This is a genomic window from Dyadobacter sp. CY345 (assembly GCF_021502725.1).
Taxonomy (GTDB): Bacteria; Bacteroidota; Bacteroidia; order Cytophagales; family Spirosomataceae; genus Dyadobacter.
Map to the genome: position 1 here is coordinate 304,245 of NZ_JAKFFS010000007.1, position 19,457 is coordinate 323,701.

General features: G+C 41.2%; 16 protein-coding genes. 7 read left to right on the forward strand and 9 right to left on the reverse strand.

Features of this window, described 5'->3' with window-relative positions; genetic code table 11:
- Window positions 1-61: 61 nt before the first annotated feature.
- The 3 genes from L0657_RS26665 (at window position 62) to L0657_RS26675 (ending at window position 4,646) form a co-directional block, all read left to right on the forward strand.
- Entirely contained in the window at window positions 62-2,629 is a 2,568-nt protein-coding gene (locus L0657_RS26665) for a M1 family aminopeptidase (RefSeq protein WP_235153838.1), read from the forward strand.
- Between the two features lie 182 nt (window positions 2,630-2,811).
- Entirely contained in the window at window positions 2,812-3,495 is a 684-nt protein-coding gene (locus L0657_RS26670) for a hypothetical protein (protein ID WP_235153839.1), read from the forward strand.
- Between the two features lie 251 nt (window positions 3,496-3,746).
- Window positions 3,747-4,646: a hypothetical protein gene (locus tag L0657_RS26675; protein ID WP_235153840.1), complete on the forward strand. Its 900-nt coding sequence runs from the start codon at window positions 3,747-3,749 to the stop codon at window positions 4,644-4,646.
- An 89-nt stretch (window positions 4,647-4,735) separates the two neighbouring features.
- Here the strand turns inward: L0657_RS26675 and L0657_RS26680 are convergent, their stop codons facing one another.
- The 7 genes from L0657_RS26680 to L0657_RS26710 all read right to left on the reverse strand — a co-directional run bounded on the left by L0657_RS26680 (window position 4,736) and on the right by L0657_RS26710 (window position 9,818).
- The gene (locus tag L0657_RS26680) at window positions 4,736-5,356 is read right to left on the reverse strand and encodes an alpha/beta hydrolase (RefSeq protein ID WP_235153841.1); all 621 of its coding nucleotides are present in this window, start codon (window positions 5,354-5,356) and stop codon (window positions 4,736-4,738) included.
- Between the two features lie 91 nt (window positions 5,357-5,447).
- Window positions 5,448-6,380, reverse strand: coding sequence for a ring-cleaving dioxygenase (locus L0657_RS26685; RefSeq protein ID WP_235153842.1), 933 nt, complete (start codon window positions 6,378-6,380; stop codon window positions 5,448-5,450).
- Between the two features lie 70 nt (window positions 6,381-6,450).
- On the reverse strand, window positions 6,451-6,786 hold the full coding sequence (locus L0657_RS26690; protein ID WP_235153843.1) for a response regulator receiver protein: 336 nt from the start codon (window positions 6,784-6,786) through the stop codon (window positions 6,451-6,453).
- 7 nt (window positions 6,787-6,793) lie between these two features.
- Window positions 6,794-7,372 (reverse strand): nitroreductase family protein, encoded by a 579-nt coding sequence (locus L0657_RS26695; protein WP_235153844.1) that lies wholly within the window; start codon window positions 7,370-7,372, stop codon window positions 6,794-6,796.
- Window positions 7,373-7,548: 176 nt separating this feature from the next.
- Window positions 7,549-8,424 carry a pirin family protein gene (locus L0657_RS26700; RefSeq protein ID WP_235153845.1) on the reverse strand — a complete coding sequence of 292 codons (876 nt, stop codon included), beginning with the start codon at window positions 8,422-8,424 and terminating at the stop codon, window positions 7,549-7,551.
- Window positions 8,425-8,649: 225 nt separating this feature from the next.
- Entirely contained in the window at window positions 8,650-9,228 is a 579-nt protein-coding gene (locus tag L0657_RS26705; RefSeq protein WP_235153846.1) for a Crp/Fnr family transcriptional regulator, read from the reverse strand.
- A 74-nt stretch (window positions 9,229-9,302) separates the two neighbouring features.
- Window positions 9,303-9,818, reverse strand: a complete 516-nt coding sequence (locus L0657_RS26710; protein ID WP_235153847.1) for a hypothetical protein — start codon at window positions 9,816-9,818, stop codon at window positions 9,303-9,305.
- A gap of 376 nt (window positions 9,819-10,194) precedes the next feature.
- On the opposite strand from L0657_RS26710, the gene L0657_RS26715 reads away from it, so the two are divergent.
- The 4 genes from L0657_RS26715 (at window position 10,195) to L0657_RS26730 (ending at window position 17,201) form a co-directional block, all read left to right on the forward strand.
- Window positions 10,195-10,866 carry an NAD(P)-dependent oxidoreductase gene (locus L0657_RS26715; protein ID WP_235153848.1) on the forward strand — a complete coding sequence of 224 codons (672 nt, stop codon included), beginning with the start codon at window positions 10,195-10,197 and terminating at the stop codon, window positions 10,864-10,866.
- Window positions 10,867-11,018: 152 nt separating this feature from the next.
- Window positions 11,019-11,429, forward strand: coding sequence for a hypothetical protein (locus tag L0657_RS26720; protein ID WP_235153849.1), 411 nt, complete (start codon window positions 11,019-11,021; stop codon window positions 11,427-11,429).
- Between the two features lie 178 nt (window positions 11,430-11,607).
- Window positions 11,608-15,945 (forward strand): CusA/CzcA family heavy metal efflux RND transporter, encoded by a 4,338-nt coding sequence (locus L0657_RS26725; protein ID WP_235153850.1) that lies wholly within the window; start codon window positions 11,608-11,610, stop codon window positions 15,943-15,945.
- Window positions 15,946-16,004: 59 nt separating this feature from the next.
- Complete coding sequence (locus tag L0657_RS26730; RefSeq protein WP_235153851.1) at window positions 16,005-17,201, forward strand: efflux RND transporter periplasmic adaptor subunit; 1,197 nt, start codon at window positions 16,005-16,007, stop codon at window positions 17,199-17,201.
- Window positions 17,202-17,253: 52 nt separating this feature from the next.
- On the opposite strand, the gene L0657_RS26735 is transcribed toward L0657_RS26730, so the two are convergent.
- Window positions 17,254-17,928 carry an outer membrane beta-barrel protein gene (locus tag L0657_RS26735; RefSeq protein ID WP_235153854.1) on the reverse strand — a complete coding sequence of 225 codons (675 nt, stop codon included), beginning with the start codon at window positions 17,926-17,928 and terminating at the stop codon, window positions 17,254-17,256.
- A gap of 107 nt (window positions 17,929-18,035) precedes the next feature.
- The gene (locus tag L0657_RS26740) at window positions 18,036-19,292 is read right to left on the reverse strand and encodes an NAD(P)/FAD-dependent oxidoreductase (protein ID WP_235153856.1); all 1,257 of its coding nucleotides are present in this window, start codon (window positions 19,290-19,292) and stop codon (window positions 18,036-18,038) included.
- Window positions 19,293-19,457: the final 165 nt, after the last annotated feature.

Genomic DNA, 19,457 nt, shown 5'->3' on the forward strand with positions numbered 1-19,457 from the left:
CGGACACAATTAATTCTTTTGAAAGAAAAATAGCAATAGTTAATACCAAAGCCATCAATTAATGAAAATCAGATCTTTACTTATATTTTTAGTCAGCGTTTCTCTGCTGAATTTAAGCTGTAAAACCAATAAAGAAGATGTTGTAGAAAAAGGCGTTTCTTTTCCGCTCAACGCTTACCGGAAGAAAACGATTGACAGTATCCAGTATGTTATTGAGCTGAATATTCCTTCAAAAAAAATAGAAAAAATACGCGGCACACAAACGATTTTATTTAATCTTAACACGCTGGATTCTGCTCTGGTACTTGATTTTAGTAATGATCAAAGTCAGATTCTTTCGGTGAAATCAGGAGATAAAATTGCTGATTATAAATTCGTTAATGAACATATTATCATCAATCCGGGTCAACTTGTAAAAGGAAAAAACCGGGTTACTATTGAATTCATTGCAGGTGATTTGTCTCTAAACCGGAATGAGGAATATCTTTATACACTCTTCGTACCCGACCGCGCATCCACCTGTTTTCCTCTATTTGACCAGCCAAATCTAAAAGCTTCTTATCAGCTTACGCTAAAAACACCAGGCAATTGGGAAGCCGTTTCCAATGGTAAACTGAAAGAAAAAGCCATGTCTGGCGATACCAGTATTTATCAGTTTGAAGAAACAAAACCCATCAGTTCTTATCTTTTTGCATTTGCTGCGGGGAAGTTCTTTAAAGCAACAAAAACAATTGGTGATCGCGAAATGACAATGTATTATCGGGAAACGGACAGCGTAAAAGTGAACCGTAACCGTGATGAAGTTTTTAATTTACATGCAAAAGCCGTGACTTGGCTTGAAGAATATACAGCGATTGAATATCCATTCGGAAAGTTTGACTTTGTACTTTTACCCTCATTTCAATATGGCGGTATGGAGCATCCGGGTGCCGTTTTTTATAATGAATCAGCCCTTTTTCTCGACGAAAATCCTCCCGTAAACCGACAGCTTGCACGCGCGAGCGTTATTGCCCATGAATCTGCGCATATGTGGTTTGGCGATCTGGTGACGATGGACTGGTTTAACGATGTATGGCTGAAAGAAGTTTTTGCCAATTTTATGGCTGCCAAAATTGTTCACCCATCTTTCCCGCAAATCAATCATAAGTTGAGGTTTTTGCTGGCGCATTATCCAAGAGCGTATGAGGTCGACAGAAGTGCGGGCACGAATCCGATCCTGCAAAATCTTGGAAATCTGAAAAATGCAGGGACTTTGTATGGCGGGATTATTTATCAGAAAGCGCCGATCGTCATGCGCCAACTTGAGAAGAAAATTGGGCAAGATATGATGAGGGAAAGCCTTCGTGAATATCTGAAAAAGTATTCTTTCGGAAATGCGCGCTGGGATGATCTGATTGGGATAATTGATAAAAAAAGTCCGCTGGACATTGCCGATTGGAGTAATGTATGGGTGAAAACGCCTGGAATGCCGGAGTATGAATTAATTGGCGAAAAAGAAGAAATTGAAATCCGTCAGAAACAGGATTCTGTATCTGATCGTGTCTGGCAGCAGCCGGCTGTCGTTTTTTGGAAAGAGAAATTTGCAGAAGGTAAGGTGAATCTGAATCTGTCTAATCAGCTTCAAAGTGTTAGGAAACCGGATTTTCCGGCGATGGTTTTTCCAAATTCGGATGGAGAGGCGTATGGTTATTTTAAAATGGATTCTGTTTCGGAGGATTATTTTTTCCTGCGTTACGATACTACAAAGGATACTACTTTCGCGAATCCGGTTTTCAGAGGAGCAATGCTCGTTAATATTTGGGAAGGATTTTTGCGTGGTGACGGCGCAAAACCTGAACGTTATCTGATTTACCTTTCAGACGTTTTGCAAAAGGAAGATAACGCACTGATCTCTGATTATCTGCTTGGAAATATTCAGACAATCTGGTGGACATTTCTGACGGATCAGCAACGTAAACGAAATCAGGAAAACATAGAGCAAATACTATGGTCACTACTGGAAAAAACGCCTGATAAAGGAATGAAGAATTCTTATTTCCGTGCATTCAGAAATGTTGCTTTAACGGAAAGCGGGTTGAGAAAACTCGAAGTGCTTTGGAATGATCAGCTGAAAGTTAAAGATTTGGTATTATCAGAAGACGATAAAATTTCACTGGCTTATGAACTGGCACTGAAAGGACATGTCGATGCAAAAGGTGTACTGGCCAAGCAGCTAAGCAATACGAAAAATCCAGACCGGCGCGCAAAAATGGAATTCGTCATTCCTGCCATAAGCCAGGACGAAGTGGAACGTGACAAATTTTTCGAGTCATTAAGAAAGGAAGAAAACAGAGAACACGAAGCCTGGGTTTTGGAAGCATTGCCATTTCTGCATCATCCGTTGCGGTCCAAAAGTGCATTGAAATATTTGCGGCCGTCGCTTGATCTTTTGCAGGAGGTACAGCTGACAGGTGACATTTTCTTCCCCCAACGTTGGCTGCACAGTACATTTTCCGGACATTCAGAAAAAGAAGCAGCTAACATAGTCAATACGTTTCTGAAAGAAAAAGGTGATTATCCTTATTACTTGAAAAATAAAATATTGCAATCGACTGATTTGCTCGACAGAGCAATAAAGCTGAAACAATAAATATTTTTTGTGTAGAAATCCGGAAAGACTTTCTGAACCTTGGTTCTGGTGTTGATTTGTAATGTCAGACGGCGGAAGACAAATAAATTTTGCTTGACTGTTAAAGTAAAAGCGAAACTTGAACGTCTGCCTGAACAAAGTCCGTTATGATAATTATTTATTAACAGCCAACGCCATAAGTCATGAATATTTTAAAACAAACCGCGCTGAATTTATTTGAAAACTCATTAGCAAAACAAGGATTGGTATTGGCCATAAGAACCTGGTATCCGGCTACATTTTACGAAGTCGATTTCCATTTTCCATTTATGGATATGTCGAAATGGAAATCCGTCCAGCATATTAAAATAAAAGTAGCAACGGGAGTTTACCGCGATTATACGCCTGCTGGTTGGGATGTTGAAACCAGGACATGTACGCTCTACATTGACGCCATTCAGGAAGGTCCGGGAAGTGAATGGGTGCAATCGCTGAAAGAAGGAGATTATGTGACTTATGTAGGTGTTGGCTCGACCGTGCACAAACCTGCTGATCATGGAAAAATGATTGCGCTGGGTGACATGACAACAATAGGACATTATCTGGCATTGCAGCAGCTGTCCGGCGAAAACAGCCTTTCCGGCGCGATTGCTATTGCTGAAGAAAATCATCGCATCGAGTTTTCTCAATATTTCCATTGGGATATAACGCCTGTGGAACAAACAGATCAGGGCGGTTTTCACGGAATCACAAAATGGGTACAGAACGAGGATCTTGAAAATGCGACAGTCTACGTGGCCGGACATATACCCACCTGTGTCCATTTAAGAAAACAATTGAAAAAAACGTCAGCTGAGACTGTGCGAGTACAGGGGTTTTGGTCGTAATAATTTGATTAAAATATAAAATAAGTGTTAGGTTAAATTAGCCATGAAAAATCCCTCTGAACTTGATTCGGAGGGATTTTTTTGTAAAATATTCTTTAAATATATTGTAGTATTTTATTCGATTTTGTTGCCAAGAGGTTACTATTTGTGCGAAATTATTAAATTGACAAATAACGCCTTATTAATATTTGACCGATGCAACGGTTCTAACTTTGAAGGCGTAAGGCTAGATAAATTCGGAACCCTTTTTTATGAAAACACTTTACACTCTTCTGACAATTATTATTAGTGCTCAGGTGGCAGCTTCGCAGGGTACTGAGGACTACTATAATCCAGTAACCGCGCCAGTTAAACCTAATTACGAGCCGGTAACACCACAGGTTAACAGATTCAAAACGCATCAGAAAATTACTGCGATATCCACCACAAATAATTTGAAAATCCGCAACCGGTTGTATTTCGGAATAGACGGATTTTTAAGAACTGATAAGGCTTCAATTTCCAGTACTTTCGGGGGACTTATTGATACGAGGACCGGCGCCAAATCTGGATATAGTGCTTCGCTCGGGTGGGTAAACCAGGAAAAATGGGCGCTTGAACTGGATTATTCGCGATCCCCGATTCATAATATTCTGATCATTAACGGCGATTATCCGATGGAGTACAAAATGGAAAACGACAAGAACAACCTTGCATTAAGAGTAAAACGCCGCCTCTTGTTTGGAAGATCAAATTCCTCTCTTCGGAGATCCGCTTTTTGGATTGGTGCGGGTGCGGGATTGGTACCAAATTCCGGAAAACAAAAAGAATATTTACAATTTGAAGGGTATTCACGGCAAGGTCGCCAGCCAGTTTTTGATACTTTATTTTTGACGAGTGATACGCATACAAGTTCAAAAATTACAACCTTTGCAGACGTTACCGCCGAGTATGTTTTGAAAGTTGCACGAGCAATTGATCTGAGTTTTTACGCACGAAAACAGTGGGGGTTCGGAACTTCACTGACTACGGATATGGCGTATTTCGTCAACAAGGTTCAAACGCAGCAGTCAACAATAAAGGCGGATGGAACCGGAATGACTTTTGGAATTTCACTACGTTATGTTTTTGCCATCGGTTTCCACGACGGCGATCCGGATTATCGTGAGTAATATGGAAACATTTAATTGACAGTTTGTCCACAAAAAAGCCGGAAATCGTCAAGCAGTGCTCAGCGATTTCCGGCTTTTACTTTATCCTGTTATTTATTAAAAACCAAGGTATTAGCTTTCTCAATCTCATCCCGACTAATGGTATGTCCCATGTTCGGATAAATTTTCGTTGTTACATTGGCATGCATGGATTCCAGGATTCCAGTCGTTTCGTTTACCCGTGTAACCGGAACATGCGGATCGGGATCGCTGGTTCCTATGAATATCGGCGTGCCTTCAAAATCCCCTGAATAATTTTCAGCATAGATTTTATCTCCTATCAATCCTCCGGTGAACGCAACTACACCACCGTATTTTCCAGCGTTCCTGGTAACGTATTCCAATGTCAAACACGCGCCTTGCGAAAAGCCGGCCAGAAAAATATTTTCTTTCAAAATACCTTTGGCTACCACATCGGCGACCACTTCATCAATAATCTGCAAAGCAGAAGACAACCATGGTTTGTTGACAGACGGAGCTGCGAGAAATGACGTTGGATACCAGGTGTTGTTGGTGGCCTGTGGGGCAAGAAGCGCGTAATCTTTGGTATTCAGATGTGCAGCCAGCGATAAAATATCCTCTGCGCTTCCGCCCCGGCCATGAATCATGATCAAAACTTTATCAGTTTCGTCAATATTTTTTCCTGCGGTTACTACTTTTTTAGTATGCATGATTTCAGAACTTAATGTTGATCAAGTCTTGGATTTCGGAGAAAAGCGCGGGGTTTTAACCCCGCTTTTTCTTCGAAATTTTGACTGGCTTTTACAACTTTGGTAATATTTTTTCTATCTCTTTGCGAGATGCCTCATATTGTTTTGGAAGTCTTAAACTGCTTCCTAAATTTTCAACAGTTTCGTCAATTGCAAAGCCTGGATTTTCAGAAGCAAGTTCGAACAAAACCCCACCTGGTTCTCTGAAATAGAGTGAAAAGAAATAATCACGGTCAATTTTCGGCGTGATATTCAGGCCTTTCCGGGCTACTTTTTCACGGAATTCCATTAAAACCTGATCGTTTTTAACCCGGAATGCTACGTGGTGATTGGTTCCTCCGGCATTATAACCACGATCTTCATTTGGTGATTCGATCAAATCCACAATGGCTGCGTTTTCTACTGCATCCGTTATGAATCGGTAACGATTTCCTTCCTGCTCCAACAATTTATACCCGAAAATATCGGTTAAAATTTCAGCAGTTGGTTTTATATTTTTCAATGTCAGCACGATGCTGTGAAATCCTTTTGTAGCAACATCCGCTTTCACATCTGCGGTTTCCCAAGGTTTTCTAGTGTCTTCTATTTTTGACTCGATCAGATTTATTTTCAATCCGTCCGGATCCTGAAATGGAAGATACAATTCACCGAATTTTTCATCTTTATTTCCCTGTTTTACGTCAAACTCTGTAAAACGATCGGACCAGAAATCGAGACTTCCTTTTGGAACTGAATATCCGATATCAGTTGCCAACCCTGTTCCGGTACGGCCTTGCGCAGTACCTTCCCACGGAAAAAATGTTAGTATCGTTCCGGCAGATCCAACTTCGTCGCCATAATAAAAATGGTATGTGCCGGGATCATCAAAATTGACGGTTTTTTTTACCAATCTTAAACCTAATACTTGCGTGTAAAAATCGTGATTACGTTTCGCGTTTCCTGCTATGGCAGTGATATGATGCAGACCTAAGATTTGATTTTCCATGATTGTTTTTTTTTTGTTATACAAATTTCCGAAGTTTCTGAATCCTGGACATTGAACCAGGACAAGAAAATCAGACGTTGTAATTTTTTGAAGATTCGCGTTGCGACAAAGCGTGGATGATCTCGTTACTTAACAAGCCACTTCCGCCGCCGTAGTGCTGAATAATAATAATTTCCGGATCTTTTTGCTTGAAAGTTTCACGTAAAACGGCTTCACATTCTTCCTGGATACCACCACATAAAAGTACGATGTCGAATTTTTCGGTGTCAAATAAAGCAATTGCCTCTTCGTCCTTCATTGCTCCCCGGGCAACCCAGTTTTCACTTTTATTGATGATCCGGAGAACCGTTTCAAGAATCTCTTCGTGTCTTCCGACCACCAGAATATTAACTTTCGGAGTTTCCATCAGTGTATCAGTTTTGTGGGAAAACAAACTCATTCAGCGGTTTGCGAACACGTGGCGTAACCTCCCTCGTTTTGAACGGCTCTTGCAGTTTTTCGGCTTCATCTCTATATCCCAGCGCGATGACCGCCACAGCTTCCTGATTTTCTGTAAGCCCCAGCGTTTCTGAAATTTTAGCTTTGTCAAAACCTCCAATCATGTGGCTGTAAATATTCAATGCCGAAGCTTGTAAAAGTAGATGTGCATTAGCCATTCCTAAATCATGCAGCGCCACAGTGTTTTCTGTCTGGTTCGCTTCAAAAGTTTTGCGTGCAACTGCAACAATTAAGACGTCCGCATGCTGAGCCCAGGGTTTATTTCCTTTAAACAAACTGTCTGCGATTTTTGCAAAACCTTCGTTGTTTTTCGAAGCATAAAAATACTGCCATGGCTGCTCATTATTTGCGCTAGCCGCCCAGGCCGCAGCTTCAAGAATCGTATTTAAATCATTTTCAGGAATCACTTTATCAGAAAATGAACGCGGACTCCATCTGTTTTTTATAAGGTCAAGCACATCGTGCTTCGTATTTGCAATTTTGATATGTTCCATTGTTAGTGGCTATTAGCGATTAGGCGTTAGCGTTTTGTTTATTACTTCCGACTTTACGGATAGATTAAATTATCTTAATTATGTTGATTGTCAATTGTTAGCAATTTAGCTTTCAGAAGTGACTGGATACTGGGATTGAGCCATTTAGCTAATAGCCAAAAGCTAACAACTAATACCTAAATGGACATCGGCACTTCCATCAAAAGCACTTCTGCATCTTGCGAATTTGCTTTGATTGCTATGCTGCCAGTATCCCAGATTCCTAATCCGTCACGTTGATTTAAAGCATGATCCTCAATCGAGATATCACCTTTAAGAACAAAGGCATAAACTCCGTTTTTAGAATTTTTCAATTTGTACTCTACCGAGAAATCCTTATCAAATTTTCCCATGTGAAACCAGGCATCCTGATTAATCCACACACCAGCATCATCTGCATTTGGAGAAAGAATCTGCTGCAAGTTGTTATGTCTGTCTTCAACATTCAGTGTTAACTGATCATATCTAGGCGTTACATTTTTGCTTTTAGGAAATAACCAGATCTGCAAAAACTTCGCGTCCTGATCTTCGTTCTTGTTGTATTCACTATGGAAAATACCAGTTCCCGCGCTCATAACCTGGATATCACCATGTTTGATCACGGCAACATTGTCCATGCTGTCTTTATGTTCAAGATCGCCTTCCAATGGAATTGAAATGATTTCCATATTGTCGTGCGGATGTCTGCCGAAACCTTTTCCACCATCTACTCGGTCGTCGTTCAAGACGCGCAATACACCAAAATGCATCCGGTCGGGATTGTAATAATTTGCGAAACTGAAAGTATGGTGACTATCAAGCCAGCCATGATTTGCATGTCCACGGGTATCTGCTTTATGGAGAACGGTGTTCGCTTTTACTTTTGATTCTGTATTAGGTAAGTGATTAAAACCAATCACATCCAGTTCTTTCAATTCATCAATGTCATTCTTAATTACACTTCCAACCGATGCCGACGCCACGAACATTCCAGTTCCCATCAGGCCTTTGCGGATAAAATCTTTTCTTTCCATGATTAATTGTCGTTTACCGATTTAATGTTACAAAGTTCTTCATTCTACGAAAGCCTGGCATTGAACTAGGACAAGAAAACAAAAATTGATAAAAATTTTTCAACAATATTTCTGGCCGTATCCTGCAATCTGTTTTGCTTCCTATCAATAAATTAACAATACAAAGGAACTGTAACCGGGAAGCGGAAACATTGAACCAGGACAAGAAAACTAAAAACTGAAAAATTATTTTTTCAAAAGCTTGGTGCGGACCTTACTTAAAAATTCGGCAGAAATGCCAAGATAAGAAGCGATATAATGTTGGGGAACACGCTGCGGAATCGTTGGGTAACGTTTGATAAAATCCAGATATTTGTCTTGTGCGCTGGTTGCAATGGTTTTAAATAATCGTCCCTGTAAGCTTGAAAGGTTACGTTGCACCAAAATCCGGAACATTCTTTCCAACTGCGGAACTTGTGCCAGCAGCGATTCTTTTGTCTGGGGAGAAAGGATTAATAATTCGCATTCTTCAAGCGTCTCGATGAACATGGAGCTTGGTTTCTGATCATGAAAACTGGCGATGTCACTTACCCACCAATCCTCGATCGCAAACTGCAAAGTTACTTCAAAACCGTTTTCATCAATATAATACATGCGGATACAGCCCTTGTTGATGAATGCTTCGAAGTTGCAAACTTCGCCTTCGTGCAATAGAATTGTCTTTTTAGGAAAAGTTTTGTGCTGTAAAATGGAGTTGAAATACCCAAGTTCTTCGACCGTCAGATTGGCGTGGCGTATCAGGTATGTATTGATGCGGTCGAACATTTTTCAATTTGGAAAAGTTGGGAGGGAGAGAAAAAATAAAAACCAACTTTTAAAAGTTGGTTTTTATAAAATGATTAACTTTTACTTGGAGCGCAAATACGCACTTCGAAAGTATAGGTCCAGACAATTTCCTTTGCAAATTCTTCACCAAACAATTCAGGCGTTCTGCCATCAACTTCTGCTTTCAAATCAAAATTTACTCCAAGATTTTTAAAAGGTTCAACGAAGTAAGGCTCATTGGTAACGATATAAGAAACCGGTATTTTTTCTTTCGGGCCATCAAAATCTTCAAGTAGCGACTCACCGTCTTCTTTTTCAATTAACCATGCATAAAAACAATCATATAATTTTTCTGCAAGATCTTCGGCCGGATTACCTACCGCCGCTTTGCAGGTCAAAATTTCGAAGGATTTTGTGACAATGTTATCAGGCATTTCTGATAATTCGTAACCAACCGGTCCGTCGGAAATTTTTCCATTTGATTCAGCTCCGGCACTTTTATTATATAAAATTCCAACCGCCTGATCAAGTACATCGATCAGCTCAGAATTCACAGGATTACCTTCAAAACCTTTTAAATAACGACTCATGATATTGTTATAATTTTATTTAAGAATCTTCTAAACAGCCATCAGTACTTCAAAAGTAATGGGCTTATCCGAGGTGTGCAACCCGGAATCTAATTTTTGAGATTAAACCAAAAATGCCCGGACTGCATTGCTAACCTATAAAATTCTTCGCTGGTTCCTGGTTTTTTACTAAAAAATGGAAAAAATAAGAAGGAGCTACGCAGTCATCAATCGTTAAATCTGCACTTTCAAAAATTTCTATTATTTTTGATTCATTCAAATCTCCTGATAAAATATTGAAAAGATAGCAGCTAATCGAAAGGCTGCGAATGAGGTTGTTTTCACACTGAAAATCAACCCCAAAATCTGTGTTTCATATTTTTAACTGTGAGGAGAAATGAATTCTTATAAAAAAATAGCTGTTCTTGGCGGCGGCGGTCGTACCGGAAAATATCTTGTCAACCACCTTCTTTCCAGAGGGTATCACTTAAAAATCCTGCTTAGAAAAATTCCTGAAAACTTCGAAACTTCAAATGAAGAATTTGGTGAAAATCTTACCAATCCTCTCGTTGAGATTGTAACTGGTGATGCGATTGTTTTAGAGAATATCCGCCAATTGCTTTCCGGCTGTCAAGCGGTAATCAGTACAATTGGGCAAAGACCGGGTGAGCCGATGGTTGCGAGCACAGCAACTGAACACGTGTTACGAGCAATGCAGGAATTTGGTATTCAACGTTATATTCTTCTTGCGGGCGTAAATGTTAACACACCTTTTGACAAAAAAAGTGAAAAGACAATGGCGGCAACGGAATGGATGAAACAAAGTTTTCCTGAAATTCATGCCGACCGTGAAAAGGCATATCATCTGCTCTCACAAAGCGAGCTGGACTGGACTTTGGTGAGACTTCCGTTAATTGAATACACAGTTACAAGTTTTGCAGTAGATTCAAGCATAGAGGATTGTGCGGGAACTAAAATCAGTACTGCTGACATTGCCGCCTTTTTGGAACAACAGTTGCACGATAAAAGGTATATCAGAAAAGCGCCTTTTCTTTATAACGTTGATTAAAAAAGTGTGATTAATCCCGGCGGATATCGATTTAATTTCGCCGGGATTTTACTATACCAAGTACTTTTTGTATTTATTTGCTTTGAAAATTGGCCTGTTCGTAAAATTTCTATCTTTGAATATTGGTAAGACAAGTATAATCTGAAAGTACCTTGATCCGCATCTTCGCCTGTTTATTGAGTTTTCATATTTTGCTGGGCAGCTTTTTACCTTCCATGGAATGCTGGGAGGAACTGAGCCGTTTGCCGCAGCTTATGGCGCATTTTGAAAAACACAAACAGGAGACCAACGGAAAGATTTCTTTCTGTACGTTCATGCAAATGCATTATGCAACCGCTTCGCAGCATGCACAGAATGCTCCTGATTCAGAAAAAAACCAGCATGAAACGCTGCCTTCATTAAGCGGACATTCCCTGCATTCTTACGTCATCGCTGATTTTCACTTTCCCGGATATTCTCAACCATTAGTGACCGAATTTCAGGATAAAAATACTTATTGGTGGAATAATCTCTACTCTTTCCAACATCATTCTTCGCTTTTGAATCCTCCGAATTTAGGCTGAATACCTCTGAGTTTGTATTCCTAATTTCCTATTTTACAGGTTGCTGATAGCTTCATGCTACCATAAGTTTTGCCTTTCGGTTTGTATTTCAATTTGTAAAAATATTGAAATTTTCACTCTGAAAAGCTAACTGTTGGTATCAGGAATTTGTCACCGACAGTCAATTGATATTTATTTTATGTTTGATTCAATAATCCGTTTTAGTATACGGAACAAATTGATCGTTGGCCTGATGGTTTTGGGCCTGATCAGTTGGGGAATCTACGCGCTGTCAAAACTTCCGATAGATGCAGTCCCGGATATTACTACCAACCAGGTAGTCGTGTTAACGCAGACGCCGGCACTTGCCGCGCAGGAAGTGGAGCAGTATATCACGGCACCCATAGAACTTAGTTTAACCAATGTACAGGGCGTCGAAGAAATTCGCTCGGTCTCGCGCCTCGGGCTTTCCGTGATCACCGTCGTTTTTAATGACAATATGGATATTCTCAAAGCCCGCCAGCTGGTTGGAGAGCAAATATCTCTCGCTGCTCAGGATATTCCAAAGGAATTTGGTTCCCCTTATCTGGCTCCCATCACGACCGGGCTCGGCGAAATTTATCAGTATACACTCGTCCCGCAGCCCGGTTACGAGAAACGTTATGACCTTTCCGAACTCAGAACGATGCAGGACTGGATCGTGAAACGCCAGCTAACCGGAATTCCGGGCGTGGTGGAAGTCAGCAGTTTTGGCGGTTTTGTGAAAGAGTACGAAGTAAGTATCAATCCGGAAAAACTTCGTGCGGCCGGCATAACCATTGGTGATGTTTTCACTGCTGTCGAGCGAAATAACAGCAATACGGGAGGAAGTTATCTTGAAAAAGACAGCCAGTCATACTTCATCCGGGGAGAAGGAACCGTAAAAAATCTTGATGATATTGGCAATATCGTTATCAAAACCGTGAATGGCGTTCCTATGAAGGTCAGTAATGTGGCAACGGTTCAGTTCGGTCATGCAGTTCGTTATGGCGCGATGACGCGAGATGGAAAAAGTGAAGCCGTCGGGGCGGTGGTCTTGATGTTGAAAGGCGCCGACGCAGACCGCACCGTAAAAGCCATAAAAGAGCGTATGGCAAGAATTCAGAAATCTTTGCCGGAAGGTGTTAAAATTGAATCGTTCATTGACCGCGCGAAACTGATTGATAAGGCAATTAAAACTGTTCGCAACAACTTGTTGGAAGGTGGACTGATCGTTGTTTTTGTTTTGGTATTATTACTTGGAAGTTTTCGTGCAGGATTGATCGTGGCCTCCGTAATTCCGCTTTCGATGCTTTTTACTTTTGGGATGATGCATACCTTCGGTGTGTCAGCAAATTTGATGAGTCTTGGTGCAATCGATTTTGGACTTTTGGTGGATGGTTCCGTGATCGTTGTTGAGGGAGTGATGCATTATTTGCAAACCCATTTTAAAACGGGAGATAAACTTTCTCAAAAACAAATGGACGATACTGTTCAGGTCAATGCATCCAAAATCCTGACTTCCGCTGTTTTTGGTCAGATTATTATTCTGATCGTGTATCTTCCCATTCTCTCACTTTCAGGTATTGAAGGAAAAATGTTCCAGCCTATGGCGCTCGCCGTAAGTTTTGCGATTTTGGGTGCATTGATTCTTTCGTTTACCTATGTTCCGATGGCTTCGGCATTGTTTCTTGCTTCCAAAATCAATAACGAAAAGAATTTCTCGGATCGACTGGTCAATAAATTATACAATTTTTACCAGCCTTTGATTAAAGGCGCGTTGTCATATCGAAAAGCAATTGTCGGCGCTTCACTAGCTCTGCTTATTGGAAGTGTGATGCTGTTTGGAGCCTTGGGAGGTGAATTTATTCCGCAGCTGGATGAAGGTGATATCGCCATTGACCTCCGTATGCCGACAGGAACTTCGCTCACCGAAACCATTCAGGCTTCCTTGAAAGCTGAACGCGCTTTGCTCAAAAATTTTCCTGAAATCCGCCAGATCGTTGGGCGTATCGGCGCGTCCGAAGTGCCAACAGATCCTATGCCAGTTGAAATGACTGACCAGATGATCAATCTGAAAGATAGGTCTGAGTGGACGTCGGCGCATACCCGCGAGGAACTTTCCGAAAAAATGAATAAGGTTTTGGAAAGAGAAGTGCCTGGCGTGATGGCAGAATTTACACAGCCGATCCAGATGCGTTCCAATGAAATGATCACGGGGGCACGTTCTGATGTTGTGGTCAAAATTTATGGCGATGATTTAAATAAATTGTTCGAACATGCCAACGATTGCGCTGCATTGATACAACCCATTGCAGGTGTCGCGAGCTGTCGCGTTGAGCCTATTGTAGGTTTGCCGCAGATCAAAGCTTCTTATCACCGTGACCGTCTGGCTCAATACGGGCTGGATGTTGCATCCATTAATCAACTGATCAAAACATCATTTGCAGGCGAAACAGCAGGAGTTGTTTTTGAAGGAGAACGCCGTTTTGATCTGGTAATCCGCCTGGACACTTTGCATAGGAAAGATCTTAAAGACATCCTGAATTTATATGTGACCATTCCAAATGGCGGTTCTGTTCCGTTGGGTGAACTGGCAGATATTACCTATGAAGAGGCACCCGCACAAATTTCCCGCGACAATACCAAACGCCGGATTACGATCGGTATCAATGTTTTAAATCGAGATGTTGAGAGTGTTGTCCATGATATTCAGGCCAAAATTGAAAAAGGCGTGGTTCTGACGACCGGTTATTATTACTCATATGGCGGACAGTTTGAAAATCTGCAACAGGCCCGTCAGCGGTTGTCCATCGCCGTTCCGATTTCGCTGCTGCTGATCTTTGTTCTTCTTTATTTTACCTTCAAAAGACTGACAGAAGCGCTTATTATTTTCACTGCCGTTCCGCTTTCTGCAATCGGAGGAATCTGGGCTTTATGGATCCGTGATATGCCTTTCAGTATTTCTGCCGGCGTTGGGTTTATTGCACTTTTTGGTGTTGCAGTTTTGAATGGAATTGTACTGATCAGCTATTTTGATCAGCTGGAAAAAGAGGGGATAGGGTCACTGCGTGAGCGGATTGTGGCTGGGGTTAAGGCTCGTTTCAGACCTGTGATTATGACCGCCGGTGTGGCCTCACTAGGGTTTTTGCCCATGGCATTATCGACCTCGGCAGGCGCGGAAGTACAGCGTCCGTTGGCGACTGTTGTGATCGGCGGTCTGATCACTGCAACTTTATTGACCCTGATTGTGCTTCCGGTTTTATATAGTCTGGTAAAAGAACGTGTTGAAAAACGGAATAATGCGAATAGGGTAGTAGTTGCAGGAATGATACTGATTGCCCTGCTTTCTTTCCCAAAAACTGAAGCTCAGGCGCAAAGGATTTTGTCGCTCGATGAGGCTGTTAAGGAAGCAACGACGCAAAATCTTGCCGTAAAATCAGGAGAGCTGGTTATCAGCAGACAGCAGGCACTGGTCGGGGCTTCATTTAATCCTGCAAAAACAGATCTGGATGTGCAATATGGTCAGACCCAGGCCAGGAATACGGATTATACGGCCACTGCCATTCAATCCTTCGCTCCACTGAGTGTTTATAAAACGCAGAAAAAACTTTCAGAAGCCAATGTGCAAGGCGCGCGATATCAGCTGGACGCAGATAAGTGGCGCCTGGCCAATGAGGTAAAACGTGCTTATTACCAACTTGTTTACGATCAGAAATTACTCGGTTTTCTTCGGGAGCAAAGCGAGTTATATCAGCAATCGGCGCGGGCGGCAGATGTGCGGTTCAAAACGGGCGAGACCAACCGGCTCGAACAAGTTACTGCCGAAAGCCGATATCAAAATTTGTTGCAGCGAATCAGGAGTTCGCAGAGAGAACAGCAAATTCATTATGCTTCGCTGAGGTTACTTCTTCACACGCGGGATACGGTTTCGATTGATACCAATACAGTCTTTAAACGACATGCCGGTAATTTGATCACGCCGGATTTAACTCCGGACTCCAATCCGTTCTTAAATGTTTTGCAGCAAAATATTACCAGCAGCCAGATCCAGACACGTCTCGAAGAGAGGAATACATTACCGGATTGGCGGGTAGGAGTAATCAACCAGTCGATTGCGCGGGAGAAGAATTTTAATGTGTTGCATGCCGGTCTGTCTTTTCACATTTTTAGCAAAGCACAAAAAGCACGAATTCAGTCTGCTAAAATTCAGGAACAGGTGAATGAAACGCAATTGGCTTCTGTGAAGGAACAGCTAAATACTGAGCTGGATATGATGGAAACCCGACAGAGAAATCTGGCTGCGACGCTTCAATATTATGAAGAACACGCACTTCCGCAAGCGCAGTTGATCCGGCAAACCGCACTCTCAACCTTTAAAGGTGGTGAAATCGGTTATCTCGAATTTTTTGCGGCCATTCAGCAAGCCTATCAGTTGCATGAAGAATATCTGATTAATGTCCTTGATTATGATTTCAACCTGATCAGAATCGAAGAAATTATTGGTGCAACACAGTAATCGTCATCGAAATTAACTAAACCGGAGATTACCCCGAATCAAAATAATTTTTCACTGAAATGAAGACATTAAAAAGTATTTCCCAAAAACGCCTTTTCTACGCCGGCTTGGTCAGCATGATTGGTTTAGCGACAATTTCCTGCGAATCGAAAACGGAAGAAGCTGATATTGAACAGAATAAAACAATTGTAGACACTTCGCAAATTGATCAGATCAAGCTGACACCGCAACAGTATCAATCCATTGGCATCCAACTTGGAAATGTGAAATTGGAGACGGTAAGTGATGAGGTTAAGGCGAACGGAATTGTAGAGCTTCCACCTGAAAACCAGGCGACGCTGAGTTTACCAATCAGCGGAAAAATCAATTATATGAAAGGAATTCCCGGTCAGCCTGTAAGAAAAGGAGAATTGCTGGCAACACTGGAAAGTTTTGAGTTTATACAATTGCAGCAGGATTATCTTCAAAACGCAAGTCAGCTGGCTTATCAGGAAAAGGAACTGGAACGCCAGCGGACATTGAGCAGTGAAAATGTTGGTGCGCGGAAAAATTTTGAACAGGCACAAGCCAACCAGCGCTCTACAAAAGCCTTGCTTCAATCCCTGGAAGCGAAACTTAAAATACTTGGCCTTTCAACAGAAACGTTAAATAAAAAAGGAATCACGCCTGCCGTTCGAATCGTTTCTTCTGTGAATGGTTATATCACAGCTGCGAATGTAAATCTTGGAAAAGAAGTAGCGGCCGGGCAGCCCATTTTTGAGCTGGCAGATAAGAGTGATATGCATATTTCTTTAACCGTTTTTGAACATGATGCTTCCAAAATCAAGAAAGATCAGACGGTGATGGTGCAATTTAACGATGGCGCTTTACCTGTAAAAGCATATGTCCTTATGGTTGGGAAAGTTTTGGAAGGCGAAACAAGAACGCTGAATGTCCACGCGCATATTAAAGATCGAATTCAGGAAGCAAAGCTGGTTCCGGGAGCTTATGTCAATGCAAAAATTCAGACTGGAAACCGGGAGGCAACGATGGTTCCCGCTGCTTCGATTGTCCGCAAAGGAGCGACAGGATTTATTTATATTGAAGAAAATAACAAATCATTCCGTCGTATTCCGGTTGAAATAGGAAATGCTGTAAAGGAAGATCTTGTTGAAATTATTTCAAAAAATAAATTTGATAATGAGCAACTTGTCGTAAAAGGTGCTTATCTGATTGATGCGGAATTTGCCAAACGAAGCGAGCCTGCTGGTGAATAACCTGATTATGTAATATCCGTTTTTACAAATAACAGCTGGGATATCTTTTTGTCTAAAATGTGATTCCGGTTGTTATTTGAATATTTCTGGTTTTGATATCATCGTAATAGTAATGATCTTCAAATCTTTCTTTCATTTTGTAGGTACCAATTCCCTCATTGAATCTTATTGAAACGGGTATAGAAATTCTCCAAACATCAAATTCTATTCCTACTCCTGCCAGAACACCAACCCGATCCTGTGAAGTTTGTGAATGCATGTCTCTTGTTTCCTGACCAGAAAAACACATGGCAGGTTCGTAACTGCATATTCTTCCATTTATATCAATGTCAAAAGAAGTTCGTGTTCTTACATTCAGCCCAGCTTCCAGGAATGGGCGAATTTTTCCGGTTAAGAAAGTATACCGTAGCAGCAACGGCAAATTGATGGATTGAATCTTATAGTCGTATGTCGTGCTGTTCCCACTATTTGTACGGATGTATATACTCCAATTCGGCTGAACATGAAAGGATAATCCTGATTTTGCCGGTAAAAACTTATACGAAAGATCAAGACCAAGAACGGCACCCTTCACGGTTTTTATTTTTTCGTAAGTAAAAGTTTCACCAAAAATGTGAGTGCCGCCAAGAATACCAAAATGCCATTTTCTTTCAACATCTTTGGTTTGTGCGAAAACCAGTGTTGTCAAAAAGCACAAAAACAAGGTCAAGTAAATTTTGTATTTCATAGCGTCGAGTTTTGGAATATATTTAACCAGACACAAAAACTCTTCACTTCGTTGTGAAGTGTTGATATTATTTACTGACCTATTAAATCAGATAACTTAAACAGCTGTCAATAATTTTTCGGCCTGAAAATCATTCTCAACGACTGATCATTTTTTAGATAGGAGACAAACCAGTTGTAGAGCGTTTTCACCCGGTTACGATAGTGGATCAGTGAAACCAGGTGAATAAAGAGCCAGGCGATCCAGGCAATAAATCCTTTAAAATGAACTTTCGGCTTTGGTAAATCAGCAACTGCTTTGCTTTTTCCGATAATAGCCATTGCACCTTTGTCTTTATATATGAAAGATTGCAGACCCGCACCTTTTTGAATGTTTACGAAATTTCGCGCAAGATTAATTCCCTGCTGCAAAGCCACCTGAGCCACCTGCGGATGTCCATGTTGATAGGCAGGATCATTTGTTTGAAAACTGGTATCACCGATTGCATAGACAGAAGGCATGCCAATTATTTCATTGTACTCGTCGACCATTAACCTGTTGCCCCGGCCATAACATTGTTCCGGAATTCCGTCAAACTTTTGCGAAGTGATACCTGCTGCCCATAACAGGTTGTAAGAATTAATTGAATCCCCGTCTTTAAAGAAAACCTGCCCGTCTACAAAATCACTGACACGGCATTTCAATTTGATTTTTACACCCATTTTTCTGAGCTCATCATGCGTATGTCTTTGCGATTTTTCGCTCATATGGGAAAGCAAGGATTCACCGCCGTCGACCAGATAAATTTCCGTTTTGATGCCTTCAAGTTCCGGGTAATCATTTCGGAGAATACTATTTCTCATTTCTGCTAAAATGCCGGATATTTCCACGCCGGTCGGGCCGCCGCCGGTAACAACAATTGTTGTTAATTTCTCTTTTTCAAGTTCATCCGTAGTAACAGTCGCTTTTTCCAGACGTTGCAGCAAAATGTTGCGCATGGCCATGGCATCGTCAAGCGTTTTCATTGGAATAGCATTTTCCTGAACATTTTTCATGTCAAAAAAATTGGTTACCGTTCCACTGGCGAGTACCAGATAATCGTAAGTAAGCTCTCCTGTACTGAGAATTACCTTTTTCTCTTCCGGAATTATCATCGAAAGCGTACCAAGCCTGAACCGCAGGTTTTTGATTTTGTGCATAAACATCCGGAACGGATAGGAAATGCTGGAAGCTTCCAGAAAGCAGGTGGCGACCTGATAGATCAGAGGCGGAAAAAAATGATAATTGTTTTTATCTACTAGAATTATTTCAATACCTGGCTTATTTGCTAAATGCCTGACCAGGTTGATACCTGCGAATCCTCCTCCTATAACGACAATTTTCATTTTCCTGCTTTGACGGGTTAAGATATAGTTCTTTACAATATGGCTATAAATGCTGTGCCATGCTAAGGTTTGACGTTGTAAATCTTAAAATGTAATCCTGTTCTGAATTTTTACTTAAAACAAAAAACACCGTGCAGATCATCTTTTAGATCCACACGGCGTTTT

Coding starts and splice junctions, on each gene's coding strand:
- L0657_RS26665 (WP_235153838.1), top strand. CDS start 62: ATGAAAATCAGATCTTTACTTATATTTTTAGTCAGCGTTTCTCTGCTG.
- L0657_RS26670 (WP_235153839.1), top strand. CDS start 2,812: ATGAATATTTTAAAACAAACCGCGCTGAATTTATTTGAAAACTCATTA.
- L0657_RS26675 (WP_235153840.1), top strand. CDS start 3,747: ATGAAAACACTTTACACTCTTCTGACAATTATTATTAGTGCTCAGGTG.
- L0657_RS26680 (WP_235153841.1), bottom strand. CDS start 5,356: ATGCATACTAAAAAAGTAGTAACCGCAGGAAAAAATATTGACGAAACT.
- L0657_RS26685 (WP_235153842.1), bottom strand. CDS start 6,380: ATGGAAAATCAAATCTTAGGTCTGCATCATATCACTGCCATAGCAGGA.
- L0657_RS26690 (WP_235153843.1), bottom strand. CDS start 6,786: ATGGAAACTCCGAAAGTTAATATTCTGGTGGTCGGAAGACACGAAGAG.
- L0657_RS26695 (WP_235153844.1), bottom strand. CDS start 7,372: ATGGAACATATCAAAATTGCAAATACGAAGCACGATGTGCTTGACCTT.
- L0657_RS26700 (WP_235153845.1), bottom strand. CDS start 8,424: ATGGAAAGAAAAGATTTTATCCGCAAAGGCCTGATGGGAACTGGAATG.
- L0657_RS26705 (WP_235153846.1), bottom strand. CDS start 9,228: ATGTTCGACCGCATCAATACATACCTGATACGCCACGCCAATCTGACG.
- L0657_RS26710 (WP_235153847.1), bottom strand. CDS start 9,818: ATGAGTCGTTATTTAAAAGGTTTTGAAGGTAATCCTGTGAATTCTGAG.
- L0657_RS26715 (WP_235153848.1), top strand. CDS start 10,195: ATGAATTCTTATAAAAAAATAGCTGTTCTTGGCGGCGGCGGTCGTACC.
- L0657_RS26725 (WP_235153850.1), top strand. CDS start 11,608: ATGTTTGATTCAATAATCCGTTTTAGTATACGGAACAAATTGATCGTT.
- L0657_RS26730 (WP_235153851.1), top strand. CDS start 16,005: ATGAAGACATTAAAAAGTATTTCCCAAAAACGCCTTTTCTACGCCGGC.
- L0657_RS26735 (WP_235153854.1), bottom strand. CDS start 17,928: ATGAAATACAAAATTTACTTGACCTTGTTTTTGTGCTTTTTGACAACA.
- L0657_RS26740 (WP_235153856.1), bottom strand. CDS start 19,292: ATGAAAATTGTCGTTATAGGAGGAGGATTCGCAGGTATCAACCTGGTC.